Source organism: Geomonas limicola, from assembly GCF_014193675.1.
GTDB lineage: Bacteria > Desulfobacterota > Desulfuromonadia > Geobacterales > Geobacteraceae > Geomonas > Geomonas limicola.
Genome location: NZ_BLXZ01000009.1, coordinates 133,741 through 147,569 on the forward strand (window position 1 = coordinate 133,741; position 13,829 = coordinate 147,569).

15 protein-coding genes are annotated in these 13,829 nt (G+C 66.6%); 4 read left to right on the forward strand and 11 right to left on the reverse strand.

Annotated elements, in window-relative coordinates:
- Nucleotides 1-3 precede the first annotated feature (3 nt).
- From H7688_RS19535 to H7688_RS19545, 3 genes are all read left to right on the forward strand, one after another.
- Complete coding sequence (locus H7688_RS19535) at nucleotides 4-1,014, forward strand: glycosyltransferase (protein WP_183362929.1); 1,011 nt, start codon at nucleotides 4-6, stop codon at nucleotides 1,012-1,014.
- 134 nt (nucleotides 1,015-1,148) lie between these two features.
- Nucleotides 1,149-1,838, forward strand: a complete 690-nt coding sequence (locus H7688_RS19540) for an outer membrane protein (protein WP_183362930.1) — start codon at nucleotides 1,149-1,151, stop codon at nucleotides 1,836-1,838.
- Between the two features lie 30 nt (nucleotides 1,839-1,868).
- On the forward strand, nucleotides 1,869-2,141 hold the full coding sequence (locus H7688_RS19545; RefSeq protein ID WP_183362931.1) for a hypothetical protein: 273 nt from the start codon (nucleotides 1,869-1,871) through the stop codon (nucleotides 2,139-2,141).
- An 84-nt stretch (nucleotides 2,142-2,225) separates the two neighbouring features.
- Here H7688_RS19545 and H7688_RS19550 read toward each other — a convergent pair whose 3' ends face one another.
- Together H7688_RS19550 and H7688_RS19555 are read right to left on the reverse strand one after the other, a co-directional pair.
- Entirely contained in the window at nucleotides 2,226-3,149 is a 924-nt protein-coding gene (locus H7688_RS19550) for a pirin family protein (RefSeq protein ID WP_183362932.1), read from the reverse strand.
- Between the two features lie 23 nt (nucleotides 3,150-3,172).
- A complete protein-coding gene (locus tag H7688_RS19555) occupies nucleotides 3,173-4,009 on the reverse strand; it encodes an alpha/beta fold hydrolase (RefSeq protein WP_183362933.1) in 837 nt (278 codons plus the stop codon).
- 312 nt (nucleotides 4,010-4,321) lie between these two features.
- Here H7688_RS19555 and H7688_RS19560 point away from each other — a divergent pair, with 312 nt between their 5' ends.
- Entirely contained in the window at nucleotides 4,322-5,227 is a 906-nt protein-coding gene (locus H7688_RS19560; RefSeq protein WP_183362934.1) for a hypothetical protein, read from the forward strand.
- A 33-nt stretch (nucleotides 5,228-5,260) separates the two neighbouring features.
- Here H7688_RS19560 and H7688_RS19565 read toward each other — a convergent pair whose 3' ends face one another.
- From H7688_RS19565 to tkt, 9 genes are all read right to left on the reverse strand, one after another.
- Entirely contained in the window at nucleotides 5,261-6,154 is an 894-nt protein-coding gene (locus tag H7688_RS19565; protein WP_183362935.1) for a hypothetical protein, read from the reverse strand.
- Nucleotides 6,148-6,459: a hypothetical protein gene (locus H7688_RS19570; protein WP_183362936.1), complete on the reverse strand. Its 312-nt coding sequence runs from the start codon at nucleotides 6,457-6,459 to the stop codon at nucleotides 6,148-6,150. The genes H7688_RS19565 and H7688_RS19570 overlap by 7 nt, the downstream gene beginning before the upstream one ends.
- Before the next feature lie 80 nt (nucleotides 6,460-6,539).
- A complete protein-coding gene (locus H7688_RS19575) occupies nucleotides 6,540-6,830 on the reverse strand; it encodes a J domain-containing protein (RefSeq protein WP_183362937.1) in 291 nt (96 codons plus the stop codon).
- On the reverse strand, nucleotides 6,827-7,591 hold the full coding sequence (pgl, locus tag H7688_RS19580) for a 6-phosphogluconolactonase (protein WP_183362938.1): 765 nt from the start codon (nucleotides 7,589-7,591) through the stop codon (nucleotides 6,827-6,829). The genes H7688_RS19575 and pgl overlap by 4 nt, the downstream gene beginning before the upstream one ends.
- A 12-nt stretch (nucleotides 7,592-7,603) precedes the next feature.
- Entirely contained in the window at nucleotides 7,604-8,992 is a 1,389-nt protein-coding gene (zwf, locus tag H7688_RS19585) for a glucose-6-phosphate dehydrogenase (RefSeq protein ID WP_183362939.1), read from the reverse strand.
- Nucleotides 8,989-10,020 (reverse strand): phosphogluconate dehydrogenase (NAD(+)-dependent, decarboxylating), encoded by a 1,032-nt coding sequence (gene gnd, locus H7688_RS19590; protein ID WP_183362940.1) that lies wholly within the window; start codon nucleotides 10,018-10,020, stop codon nucleotides 8,989-8,991. Before gnd ends, zwf begins: the two co-directional genes overlap by 4 nt.
- A gap of 97 nt (nucleotides 10,021-10,117) precedes the next feature.
- Nucleotides 10,118-11,257 (reverse strand): transaldolase, encoded by a 1,140-nt coding sequence (tal, locus tag H7688_RS19595; protein ID WP_246329895.1) that lies wholly within the window; start codon nucleotides 11,255-11,257, stop codon nucleotides 10,118-10,120.
- Nucleotides 11,244-11,720 carry an RpiB/LacA/LacB family sugar-phosphate isomerase gene (locus H7688_RS19600; RefSeq protein ID WP_183362941.1) on the reverse strand — a complete coding sequence of 159 codons (477 nt, stop codon included), beginning with the start codon at nucleotides 11,718-11,720 and terminating at the stop codon, nucleotides 11,244-11,246. Before H7688_RS19600 ends, tal begins: the two co-directional genes overlap by 14 nt.
- Nucleotides 11,720-13,810 (reverse strand): transketolase, encoded by a 2,091-nt coding sequence (gene tkt / locus H7688_RS19605; protein ID WP_183362942.1) that lies wholly within the window; start codon nucleotides 13,808-13,810, stop codon nucleotides 11,720-11,722. The genes H7688_RS19600 and tkt overlap by 1 nt, the downstream gene beginning before the upstream one ends.
- Between the last annotated feature and the right edge of the window lie 19 nt (nucleotides 13,811-13,829).

Sequence of the window (13,829 nt, forward strand, 5' to 3'; positions counted from 1 at the left end):
ATCATGCCCACGTCTCCCCAGGTTTCCTTCCTTATGCCGGTGCGCAACGAAGCGCGCTACCTGCCGGCCGCCCTCACCTCGCTGTTTCGCCAAAGCTACACCGACTGGGAGCTCGTTGCCGTAGACGACGGTTCCAGCGATGCGACCCCCGAGATCCTCTCGGCTGCCGCGGCCGCCGACACCCGGGTCCGGGTGCTGCGGCTCCCGGGAACCGGTCTCATCCCGGCCCTGAACGCCGGCCTCGCCCTCTGCCGGGGGGAGCTGCTGGCCCGGATGGACGGCGACGACATCTGCCATCCCGAAAGGCTCAAGCGCCAGATTGCCTACCTGGCCGAGCACCCCGAAACGGGACTGGTCGCCTGCGAGTTCCGCCACTTCCCGCGGGAGGGGCTCAAGCGCGGCATGCTCGACTACGAGAGCTGGCAAAACGCGCTCCTCGACCACGACCAGATCCTTAAGGACCTCTTCGTGGAGTCCCCTTTCGTGCACCCTTCGATCCTGACCCGCACTGAGCTGGTCCGGGGCCTTTCGGGATACCGGGACCTCGGGTGGCCCGAGGATTACGACCTGTGGCTGCGCATGGCGGCCGCGGGGGTCCGCTTCGGCCGCCTGGGGGAACCGCTCTTTTTCTGGCGCGACCACCCCGAGCGCGCCACACGCACCCTCAAGGAGTACGCGGCCCAGGCTCTCAGGCGCTGCAAGCTGCACCACCTGCGGCTCGGCTTTCTCAACGGGGCTGACGAGGTGGTGCTGGCCGGGGCCGGCAGCGAGGCGCGTGCCTGGCAGCGTATCCTCGATGCCGAGGGGATCCGGGTGGGACACTGGCTGGACATCGATCCGCGCAAATTGGGGCGCCTTTTGCACGGTGCGCCGGTGCTGCGACCCGAGGAGCTCGAGCTTAATGGGAGAAAGATGCTCACCGCGATCGGCCTGCGCGGCGCACGCCAGGAGTTCCGTAAAACCGCCCAGGGCCTGGGCTGGCAGGAAGGAGTCGACTTCGTCAGCGTCGCATGAGGGCGCCTCGTGCACATGAGAAATTTTCGGTCTCACCTGCAGCCGAAGTCGAGCGCGATATACTTAGCTACGATTGCGGCCGGATCAAGCCATCGGAGGACCGGCTGCAGAACTTCGACAAAGGAGATTTCGTCATGAAAAGGAGCATGTGCGCCGTCATCACCCTGATCGCCCTCGCCGCCCCGACCGTCTGCCTGGCGACCCCGCCCCGCCCCGGTCCCTACATCACCGGCTTTGCCGGCGTCTCCATCGCCAACAACACCAACGCCTCCTCGAACACCCCGCTGCGCACCCCGAACCTGGACGACCGGATCGAGTTCGATCCCAGCGTGAACGTCGGTGCCGCCGCCGGCTACGACTTCGGGATCATGCGCATGGAGGCCGAGCTCTCCTACAAAAATGCCGAGATCAAGTCGCTGGTGGACCGCAACGACGGTTCCTTCTACGGCGACATCGACGGCAGGGTCGGGGCTCTCGCGCTGATGGGTAACCTCTTCATCGACCTGCACAACCCGGGACCGATCACTCCGTACTTCGGTGGCGGCCTGGGCTTTGCGTCGCTGAACCTGAGCGACACCACCGGCACGAACTTCACCACCGGAACCCCCGGGGTCCACCTCTACAGCTCCGACAACGATGCGGTCTTCGCCTACCAGGTCGGCGGCGGCTTCGAGGTCGCCATGAACCGGGTACTCTCGCTCGACGTGGGCTACCGCTACTTCCACACCTCGAAGGCGACCTTCAACGCCGACACCCCCGAAGAGACCCGGCTCAGCTTCGAGAGCCACAACGTCACGGTGGGTCTTAGGGTCAAGTTCCGCTGAGCGGGCTGAACCCGTCCAAGGAGGTGCGCCATGTTGCGCGTGGTGGTCGTCATGCTGCTGGCCCAGCTCTTGCTGGCCTGGGGAACCGTCCTGGCCGCAGAGGATGTCGGCGAATGCCGGACGCGCTGTGAGACCGAGAACACCGACTGCGTGAACCAGCAACCGAACCCGGACCCTGACCTGCAGGCGGCACAGCTCGCGCAATGCGAGCGCCGCCTGCAGATCTGCTACGGCGAGTGCGAGAACCTGAAACCGATGGAGCCCCACACCCTGGAAAACACCCCCAACGTGATCGTCAAGTAAGGCGTTTCCGATTACCTCACGAAAAAAGGCGTCCCCCCACCGCGAGGGGGCGCCTTTTTTGTTTCGGTCCGTACTGCCACGCCGCTAGACGAGTTCCACCGACCCGGCCTCCTTGACGAAGGTCCCCTTGGCGTACTCGTCGAAGGCGACCCGCAGCTCGTCCTGGGTGTTCATGACGATCGGCCCGTACCAGGCGACCGGCTCGTGCAACGGCTTGCCCGAGATGAAGAGAAAGCGCACCGGGCGGTCTGCGGCTCTCACCCGGATCTCGCTCCCATCCGGCTCGTAGAGCACCACGGTCTCGGGGCCCAGGCAGCAGCGCCGGGAGAGGTCCATCCAGCCGGCACCGACCATCTCCACGTCGAATGGGTCGCGCCGCTCGTCGAAGAACCCCTCACCGTCCAGGAGATAGGCGATCGCTGTGTGCCCCTCGGGCAGGGGGTGCCGGAACTCCCCACCTGCCGGGATCGAGACGTCGAGAAGCTCGGGATCAATCACCACGTCGCGCACCGGGCCGCGCACCCCCGCCACCTCGCCGGCCACCACCCGTACCTGCACGCCGTCCACGGTGGCAACCGGGATCTCGGCCGCCTTCACCTCCTGGTAGCGCGGCGCCATCATCTTGCGCTCGGCCGGGAGGTTCGCCCAGAACTGGAAGCCCCACATCACGCCGGAGGGGCTTTCCTTGGGCATCTCCTGGTGGATGATGCCGCTTCCCGCCGTCATCCACTGCACGTCGCCGGCCCCGATCACCCCCCGGTTCCCCATGCTGTCGCCGTGTTCCACCACCCCTTCCAGCACGTAGGTGATAGTTTCGATGCCACGGTGGGGGTGCCAGGGGAACCCCGCCAGGTACTCGGCAGGGTTCGCGCTGTGGAAGTCGTCCAGCATGAGGAAGGGGTCGAAGAGCGGGACCTGCGAATAGCCGAAGGCGCGCTTGAGATGTACCCCGGCCCCCTCGATGGTGGGGCGGCTCTTGAAGATCTTGGCGATGCGACGCACGGTCATGTGATAACTCCTTGATGCTTTGATCAGGCTGCTGCCAAAAACTGCAGCAACTCGTGGTTCACGTTTTCTGCGTGGGTCCAGATAATGCCGTGGGGTCCCCCACCCACGACCACCAGGTGCGAGCCCCGGATCAACTGGTGGCTGCGCACCCCGGTCGCACTGATGGGGAGGATGCGATCCGCGTCGCCATGGATCACCAGCGTCGGGATGTTGATTTTTGCCAGGTCCTGGCGAAAATCGGTGCCCCAGGCAGCGACGCAGTCGTAGGTGCCGCGCGGCGAAGCGCCGACCGCGTTGTTCCAGCTGTACTGGATCGCCTGGCTGCTCACCCTTTTCCCCCCAAGCTGGTCCACGTTGAAGAAGTCGGCCAGGAACCCGGAGAGAAAGGCGGGACGGTCGGTGCTGATCGCCTTGCGGATCCCGTCGAAGACGTTCAACTCCACCCCGTCCGGGTTGTCGTCCCCCTTGAGCAGGCAGGGGGGAACCGCCGAAATCAGCACCGCCTTCCGGACCCGTTCGGAGCCGTAGCGCCCCAGGTAGCGCACCACTTCGCCACCCCCCATGGAGAAGCCCACCAGGGCCGCCTGGCGCAGGTCCAGCTTGGTCAGCAGGTGGTGCAGGTCGAGCGCGAAGCTGTCGTAGTCGTACCCGACCGTGGGGCGGGAGGAGTGCCCGAAGCCGCGCCGGTCGTAGCTGACCACCCGGTACCCGGCATTCAAAAGCGGCTGCACCTGGCGCTCCCAGGAGGCACTGCTCAAGGGCCAGCCGTGGATCAGGACAACCGGCGTGCCGGTGCCGTGATCTTCGTAGTAAAGCTCGATGCTGCCGGAATTTTCCTCGCCCACATGGATATATGGCATTGGGTGCTCCTTTTTCTGATGGAGATGTGCAGGGGAAGGAAGTGCCCGGATCCGAGGTACTGGGGAAGGTCAAACCTCTCCATAGTAGCAGAACCGCGCCGCCCTTCAAGGATCCAGGGTAGAGGCTTTCCTCTTAATAAAGGTCTTGCTCTGGCAGTAGCATCCGACATTACCGGGTCTTCCCCCGGGAGCGTGTTCTTTGCAGGTTTTTCTGCCGTACTGCTGTCTCAAGGACGGAGCTGTGGTAGAATCATTAACGTTTTCACACCAAAACTTCCAGAGACCTCAGCGCGACAAGCCAAGGAGTGCACCATGAGCTGGGAACCGATGACACAGGACGATCTGGCCGGGTATCAACAGGCCTGCGGCGTCAACGTGGTAAAGACCAGGGGTATCTGGTGGATCGAACCCCGTCCCTATTTTTTCCGGACCCTCTACCCTCTCCAGTTGATCCCCCCGCAAGAGGCGAGCTACCCGCTGCCGCACCTGATCGGCGGTGTCCTGCACCTGGTGCCGAATCACTGTACCGGCAACACCAGCATGAAGCTCTTTCTCTACGACGAGCTGAAAAGCTACGCCCCCGAGAAACTGCCCGCCAAGCAGAAGTGGGTCATCAAGAAGAGCGCCGAGAACTTCCAGGCGCGGCGCATCCTCGACCTCGACGAGTTCGTGGAGACCGCCTACCCGATCTACGCCTCGTTCTACGACCGGACCCGCTACACCTACAAGAAGGAGCGCACCCAGCGGGAGATCTTCGCCTCCTGGGGGAAGACGCTCTTCGACTACCCGAAGATCATGATCCTCGGGGCCTACCACCAGGGAGAGCTCGCTGCCGTGGACATCTCCTACCAGGTCGAGGACCTCGTCATCGACGATGTCTTCTTCGCCAGTACCGAGAGCCAGAGTCTCCGGGTCACCGACTTCATGGTGCACACCCTGCGCGAGCTGGCCACGACATCCAGCGCCCGCTACCTGTTCCGCGGTTTTCCCTGCGGCAAAAAGAGTCTGGACGAGTCGAAGATCAACCGGGGGTGCAAGATCTTCAGGATCCCGGCACACCAGAAGATCAACCCGCTGGCGCTCCACCTGGGAAGGCTCTTCATGAACGAGAGCTACCGCAAGCTGATGACCATCACGTCCGCATCCTACCTGGACGGGCATCCCACCTGCGAGTGGCAGGGCGCGGCGCAGAGCGAAGCTTCGGAGGAAGTACGTTGAGAGGGCGCCCGAGGCTGCCGGGGCCTTTGCCCGTCACAGGGCCCGGGCGATGCGGGCCAGTTTCGTCTGGTGGGTGCCGAAGATCTCCAGCGCATCGGGGCGCAGCAGCTTCAGGGGGTTGGCGAGCAGGTCGCGCACCAGGTAGACCGAGAGCGTCTCGCCGTAGGGGACGTAAAAGCCGACCGGCACCCCCAGGTCCTTGCCGAGCGCCAGCATGGCAGTTGCCGGACGCCCGAAGAAAAGCTCGAGGGAGACCTTGGTCCCGGTCTTTCTGCAGTGCATGACGGTATCGAGGGCGAGCGCGCAGTCGTGGCTCGCCAGGGCAAGTTCCGGCACCTGGCCGGCCACCAGGTCCACCAGTTCCAGGCACCCCTCCATCGGGTCCAGCTCCTCGTCGGCGGGCCCGGGAAAATCCCCCTTCACCAACCTCACCCGCACCCCGCGCTGTGCGGCCCAGCGGGCATCCTCGCGGCTGCGTTTCCAGCGGGTCGGCAGCGACAGGCTGTAGCGCCAGGGACTCGTGCCAGGCGGGCCGGGAAGCCGCATGCCAATCAGCTCGTCGAGAAGCTGCAACGTGGCGTCGGTCTCCTGGAATTTGTGCGAGTCGAAGTGGATGCCGTGGCCGTTTTCCAGGGCTGTGGCGGCTATCGCGGCGGCATGGTCGCGCACGAAGCGGAGCGCCGGCGGTTTTACCGAGAGGTAGAAGCGCTCCGCGGGGGTGTCTTCCTTGAGCGCCCGGCTGGCCGCCTGGTACTCGCGGACGATCTGACCGGGATCGTCGCCCGCCTTGCTGAGCCGCCCCAGGGTGGTGAAAAACTGGTGCCCCTGGAGGATGCGGCAGAGTTGGGCCCCCTGGGCGACGCTTTGCGGCTGGATCGGGACCAGCCGTCCCAGTGCGTAGATGACCGTTTTGGCCGCGGCTAGCATGGCTTCGCCTTTTCGAACCGGACCAGGAGATCTTCCAGGATCTTTTCCCCCGCCTCGGCCGAGCGCTGCACCAACTCGTGCCGCACGTACTCCAACGCCTCGCTACAACGCCGGTCGTCCCAATCGTCCCTGATCACCTGGATACTCCCCTTCCCCCAGGCGAGGTGGGGACGGTTCACCTCGGTGAGTCCCTCCCTGAGCAGTTCCATGCACTGTCTTAGGTGGGCTTCGGTCGGCTGGGCACCTTTGAGCACCTGCTCGACCAGTGTTTCGGCTGCCTTCATCGCTATCTCGCAGTTGAGCATTGTCTTTCCTCCCGGCGGAAACAGAATGGGGATAGATTAACGCACTCTAACCGCAGCACAATCGACAGCCACAAAGAAAGCTAGCGGCCGGTCCAGAGCGACTCGTCCATAAACTGACGGCGCAGACGCTCTTCGGGATTCTGCTCATAGAATTCGTCTTCGCTGAATGAGAAACGGTACTCGGTGAGGTAGTCGGTAAGTACCCGGTAGGCAGCATTGACCTTGCGTATCTGGGCGGGATCGCCACCGTTACCGGCATCGGGATGGTGCCGTTTCACCAGCTCGCGGTGGCGGTCCTTCACTTCCTTGAGCGTCGCACGTTCACCCAGCCCGAACACCGCACGGGCCAGACAGAGTTCCTTGAAAGTCATGGCGTTACCTTTCCCGATGTCGATCCCTCGACCACCGGATGCTGGTGCACGAGCCGGGCAGCCTCCCGGTCCACCAGCCAGAGGAGTTTTCCCGTTACCGGGCGAATCAGTTGGGCCGGCAGCTCCTCAGGCTGACGGGCCCCTTCCAGCACCCGCGAGAAGATCTCGGCCTTCTCCCGCCCTGCCACCAGGAATACGACGAGGGCTGCCTGGTTGATGAGCTCCGCGGTCACGGTCACCCGGTAGAGATCGCCCTCGGAGCGGTAGACCTCGCAGGCCCAGCGGTTGCGCTCGCTGAGCGCGGCGTTGCCGGGAAAGAGCGAGGCCGTGTGGCCGTCGGCGCCCAACCCGAGAAAGACCAGGTCGAAGCGGGGGGGCTCGCCGTCGAAGTAGCCGCGCAGCTCCCGGTCGTAGCGTGCCGCCGACTCCTGCGGCGAGGCTGCAAAGGGAATCCCGTGCACCTGTTCTTCGCTCAGGGGGACCTGGTCGATAAAGGCGCGCCGCGCCATCCCCTGGTTGCTGCGCGCGTCGTCAAGCGGGACCCAGCGTTCGTCCCCCCAGAAAAGGTGCACCGCATCCCAGGGGATGCTGCTGCGCAGCGGCTCGCGCCCGAGCAGCTCGAAGCTCCCCCGCGGGGTTTCCCCTCCGGAGAGGAGCGCGGCGAAGCGGCCGCGCTCGCCGGCCCCCTGCAGGGCCTGGTCGGCGAAGAGCCGGGCGGCGGCGCGGCTTACGGCTTCCCTGTCCTCGTACACGATGACCATGGTTCTCCCCTCCTAGCCCCCGGTCTCCACGGGCTTCGGGTTGAACCAGGAGCCGTCCTGGGCGATCACCTGCTCGGCCTCGGCGGGCCCCCAGCTCCCCTGGTCGTAGAAGTAGAGCGGCGTGGTGTCGTTCAGGATCGGGTCCACGATGCGCCACTGGGCCTCGATGGTCCCCTGGGCTGCGAAGAGCGAGGTGTCCCCGTTGAGCGCGTCGCCTAAAAGCCGCTCGTAGGGCTGCATCCCCTCCCCTTCCCCCTGCAGGGCCACCAGTTCGACGTCTTCTCCACCGCGCCGCTCGCCGGGCACCTTGACCCGCATCCCAAGGCCGATCATCATGTCCGGACTCAGTCGGAAGCGCAGGTGGTTCGAGAAGGCCGGCACGATCTCGCCGAAGGTCTCGCGCGGGGGGCGCTTGAAGGCGACGGTGACCGTGGTGGAGGTGACCGAGAGGCACTTGCCGGTACGGATGTAGAAGGGGACCCCGGCCCAGCGCCAGGTATCGATGAACAGCCGCACCGCCACGAAGGTCTCCACCGAGGAATCCGGGGCCACCCCCGGTTCGTTACGGTAGCCCCGGAACTGGCCGCGCACCACGTGCGCCGGGTCGAGCGGCTTTACCGCCCGCAAGAGCCGGGTGCACTCCTCGCGGATCCCTTCCGGATCGTCCCCGGTGGAGGGGTCCATGCAGAGGTAGGCGACGATCTCCAAAAGGTGGTTCTGCAGGACGTCCCTGATGGCGCCGGTCTCCTCGTAGAACTTGGCCCTTCCCGCCATCCCGAAGGCCTCTGCCATGGTGATCTGCACGCTCGCTATGTAGTTCCGGTTCCAGAGCGGCTCGAGAATCGAGTTGGCGAAGCGGGTGTAGTAGATGTTCTGCACCGGCTCCTTCCCCAGGAAGTGGTCGATGCGGAAGATGGCGTCGTCGGAGAAGTGGGCGGCAAGCACCCGGTTCAGCTCCTTTGCCGAGGCGAGATCGCGTCCGAAGGGCTTCTCGACCACCACGCGCGGCTCGCGCAGGCACCCGGTGCTGGAGAGCCCCTGCACCACGGTCTCGAACATGCTCGGGGGGATGGCCAGGTAGTAGAGCGGTCGGGTGGCGTCCTTCAGCACGTTGCAGAGTCTGTCGTAGGTCGCGGGGTCCTGGTAGTCGCCGTCGACGTAGACAAGCTGCTCGCTCAGCCTGCGGAAGGCCTCCTCGCTGAAGTTGCCATGGTGCTCGAGGCTCTCCTTGAGCCGGTCCTTGAGTCGCTCCAGGTTCCACCCCGAACGGGCGATGCAGATGAAGGGGATGTTGAAGTGGTCGCGGGCGGCGAGACCGGCAAGCGCCGGGTAGATCTGCTTATAGGCGAGGTCGCCGGTGGCGCCGAAGAAGACGAAGGCGTCGGAGGGGGTACGGCTCATGAATCACCTCCTGCGGGAGCCGGTTTTTCCCGGTGCCCGCCGAACTGCTGGCGCAGGGCCGACAACAGCCGGTCACCGAAATCGGCGTTCCCCCGCGAGGCGAAGCGCCCGAAAAGCGCCGCAGAGAGCTGGTAGGCGGGGACCCCCTCGTCGATGGCGGCCTGAAGGGTCCAGCGCCCCTCCCCCGAGTCCGAGACCCGCCCCTGGAATTCGGCGAGTTCCGGGCTCTCGGCGAGGGCCGCGGCGACGAGGTCGACGAGCCAGGAGGAGAGCACCGAGCCGCGGCGCCAGAGTTCGGCGATCTCGTCGAGCCTGAAGTCGTAGCGGTACAGCTGGGCGTTTTTCAGGGGTGCAGTCTCCGCGTCGGCACTGCGCTCTTCGGCACCGATGCCGGCGTGGCGCAGGACGTTGAACCCTTCGGCGAGTGCGGCCATGACGCCGTACTCGATGCCGTTGTGCACCATCTTCACGAAGTGGCCGGCGCCGCTTGGCCCGCAGTGCAGAAAACCGTGCTCGGCATCGCTCGGCTCTCCCTGGCGCGCCTCGAGGCGCGGGGCAGCGGCCGCCCCGGGCGCCAGGGCGGCGAACACCGGTTTGAGCCGCTCGAAGGCGCCAGACGGCCCCCCCACCATGAGGCAGTAGCCGCGCTCGCGCCCCCAGACCCCGCCGCTCGTCCCCACGTCGAGGTAGTCGATGCCGCGCCCGGAGAGTTCGGCGCTGCGCCTGAGGTCGTCGGCATAGTGCGAGTTGCCGCCGTCGATCACCTGGTCTCCCGCACTCAGCAGCGGCAATAGCGCTGCCAGCATCTCGTCGACCACCGCGGCGGGGAGCATGAGCCAGAGCGAGCGCGGGGACTCGAGCCCGGCAACCAGCTCCGAGAGGCTCTTGGCCCCGGTCGCCCCGGCCTCGACCAGGGCCTCGACGGCACCCGCGTTCAGGTCGTAGACCAGGCAGTGGTGCCCCGCCGCCAAAAGCCGCCGCACCATGTCCCCCCCCATGCGTCCCAGTCCGATCATCCCGATCTGCATCGTCTACCTCGCTTGGTTTTCCCAACTCCCTCTACCTTACCACCCCTGCGCTGCCGACGACCGATCACACGCGGCCCGAGGCCGCGAGCGTCCTGCCTTACCCCTGCCGGTTGAGCGCCGCCAACCGCTTGCGCTCCAGGGCCTGCATCAGGCTGTCGAAGGGGCGGATGAACTTCTGTACCCCATCGTCTTCAAGCTGACGGCTTACCACGTCGAGATCGACCCCCAGTTCGGTGAGGCGCTGCAGCACCTGGCGCGCCTCCTGCTGCCCAAGGTCCAGGGTGGGCGCGGGCCTGCCGTGGTCGCGGTAGGCGACCAGGGTCTCCAACGGGGCCGTATTCACGGTCTCCGGTCCGATCAGCGCCTCCAGGTACTTCACGTCGCTGTAGGAGGGGTTCTTAGTGCCGGTGCTGGCCCACAAAAGCCGCTGGGGCTTGGCACCCTGTGCGGAGAGCGCCGCGAAGCGGTCGCTGATCAGCATGTCCCGGTACAGGGCCCGGGCGATCTTCGCGCAGGCGATGGCGGTCTCCCCGATGAGCTGTCCGGCCTGCTGGCCGCGGCCCCCACCCTGCTGGGCGATCTCCTCGAGGAGCGGGTCGACCATGACATCGATGCGGCTCAAGAAGAAGCTCGCCACCGAGGTGACCCCGGCAAGCGGCAGTCCCCTGGCCGAGCGCTCGGCAAGGCCGTCCAGGTAGGCCTCCACGACCGCCCGGTAGCGCGGCAGACCAAAGAGCAGGGTCACGTTCACGTTGATCCCCTCCAGCACCAGCTGGCGGAGCGCCGGGAGCCCCTCCCAGGTGCCGGGCACCTTGATGAACAGGTTGGGGCGATCCACCCGCTCCCAAAGCCGCCGTGCCTCGAGGATGGTTCCGGCGCTGTCGTGGGCCAGGTGCGGGGAAACCTCGAGGCTCACGAACCCGTCCGCCCCGGAGCTGCGCTCGTAGATCGGACGCAGCAGATCGGCAGTCATCCTGATGTCGTCAACCACCAGCTCCTCGTAGATCTCCCCGGTCTTGCGCCCCTGTACCGCAAGCTGGGCGATCGCCTCGTCGTACTCGCTTCCCTGCGAGAAGGCCTTCTCGAAGATGGCGGGATTCGAGGTGACGCCGCTCACGCCGTCCTGCTGGATCAGGGAGACCAGCTCGCCGGTGATCAGCATGCGCCGGCTCAGAAAGTCGAGCCAGATGCTCTGCCCCAGGGCCTCAAGCCGCAACAGCGGATTATCTCTCATCATGTGTTTCCTCCTGCCGGATGGCGTTTTCGAGTTGGCTCACCTTGGCGAGCCTGCGGCGGTGGCGCTCCGCCGCGCTGAAACGTGCGGTCAGAAAGAGCCCCACCAGCCGGCGGGCCTGGGAAACGTCGACCACCCGGCTTCCCAGGCAGATCACGTTCAGGTCGTCGTCCTCCACCCCCTGGCTGGCGGAAAATTCGTCGTGAATGAGTGCGGCGCGCACCCCTGCCACCTTGTTGGCGACGATGGAGGCGCCGACCCCGCTGGTGCACAGGGCGATTCCCCGCTCCACCTCCCCCGCGGCAAGCGCCTTGGCCAGCGGGATCACGAAGTCGGGGTAGTCGTCCCGCTCGTCGAGCCGGAACGCCCCGAAATCCACCACGACGTACCCCTCCTCCCCCAGCGAGGCGCGCAGCTCTTCCTTGAGGGCAAATCCGCCATGGTCCGCCGCCATCCCGATGCGCATCATCCCTCCCCGCCGGCGCGCCGCAAAAGGCCAAGCGCCGCCTCGCGTACCCGCTCGGCCGTGAAGCCGTACTCGTTGAGCACTACCTCGCCCGGCGCGGAGGCCCCGAAATGGGTCACGCCGAGGATGACACCGGCAGAGCCCACGTAACGTTCCCAGCCGAAGGGAGATCCCGCCTCGACGGCGACCCGCAGCGTCACCTGGGGCGGGAGCACCTGGTCGCGGTACTCCCCGGGCTGCTCTTCGAAGAGCTCCCAGCTGGGGAGCGACACCACCCGGGCGCGTACCCCGTCGCGCGTCAGGGTCTGCCAGGCCGCGAGGGCGAGCTGCAGTTCCGATCCGGTGCCGATGAGGATCACCTCGGGGCTCCCCCCTGCCGCCTCGGCAAGGACGTAGCCGCCGCGCGCGGTGCCGTCGGCGTCTGCGAGGGTGCTGCGGTCCAGGGTGGGAACCGACTGGCGCGACAGCACGAGCGCCACCGGGCGGTCCTTAAGGGTGAGCGCCACCTTGAGGGCGACCACCGCCTCGTTGGCGTCACCGGGACGCAGCACCACGAGACCCGGGATGGCGCGCAGGCTGGCGATCTGCTCCACCGGCTGGTGGGTCGGGCCGTCCTCGCCCAGTCCGATTGAATCGTGGGTGAAGAACTGGATCACCTTGAGCTTGGAGAGCGCGGCCAGGCGCAGGGTGGGACGCAGGTAGTCCGAGAAGGTGAGGAAGGTGGCGCCAAAGGGAATCACGCCGCCGTGCGCTGCCATGCCGTTCACCGCGGCCCCCATGGCGTGCTCGCGCACCCCGAAGTGCAGGTTCGCACCTGCGGGGCCCCACCCCCCTCCCAGGCTCCCCTGCTGGTCGGCCGGGACGAAATCGCCGCACTGGAAATCGCCGAGCCCCTTGAGCCCGGTGTAGGTGGAGGGGTCCAGGTCGGCGGAGCCGCCCAGCAACTGGGGGATCCTCCCCGCCGCCAGGTTGAGCGCCCGGCCGTTGGCGATCCGGGTAGCCATCCCCTTGGCATCCGGCTCGAACTTCGGAAGGGCCTCTTCCCACCCCGCCTCGAGCTCCCCGGCCAGCACCCGGGAGAGTTCCCGCGCCGTCTCGGGGTGCTGTTCGCGGTAGTCCACGAAGAGCCGGTCCCACTCGGCGGCCGCCCGCTGTCCACGCTCGATGGTGGCGCGGAACTGGGCGAGCGCTCGGTCCGGGATCAGGAAGGTGGGCTCGACCGGCCACCCCAGACGCTCCTTGGTGCGACGCACCTCGTCGGTCCCCAGGGGGGAGCCGTGCGCCTCGAAGCTGTCCTGCTTCCCCGGCGAGCCGAAGCCCAGGTGGGTGCGCACCAGGATGAGCGAGGGGCGGGCCACTTCCTCGCGCGCCTGGGTGAGCGCCGCCGCGATGCCATCCAGGTCGTTGCCGTCCTCGACGCTCAGCACCTGCCAGCCGTAGGCGGCAAAGCGGGCGGCGCTGTCCTCGGTGCAGCAGACCCCGGTCGAGGCGGAAAGGGTGACCCGGTTGTCGTCGTAGAGGCAGATGAGCTTCCCGAGCTTCAGGTGCCCGGCCAGGGAGGCTGCTTCGGCTGCCACCCCCTCCATGAGGTCGCCGTCGGAGGCAAGCACGTAGGTGTAGTGATCGATGACCGGAAAACCGGGGCGGTTGTAGCGGGCAGCCAGGTGCGCCTCGGCGATGGCCATGCCGACCGCGTTGCCGAACCCCTGCCCGAGCGGCCCGGTGCTCACCTCCACGCCGGGGGTGAGCCCGCGCTCCGGATGGCCCGGGGTGCGGCTTCCCAGCTGGCGGAAGCGCCGGAGCTCCTCGAGCGGCAGGTCGTACCCGGTGAGGTGCAAAAGGGCGTAGAGGAGCATCGACCCGTGGCCGGCCGAGAGGACGAAGCGGTCCCGGTCGAACCAGTCGGGACGGGCCGGGTCGTGTTTCAAAAACCGGGTCCAGAGCAGGTAGGCAAGCGGTGCCGCACCCATCGGCATGCCGGGGTGCCCGCTGTTCGCCTGCTGTACCGCGTCGACGGCCAGGAAGCGGATGGTGTTGATGCAGAGGTAGTCGAGGTCTCCCTCGGTCCGGATGGTTCGGGTGGTTTCCATGGTCCTGCTCCTTGCTGCC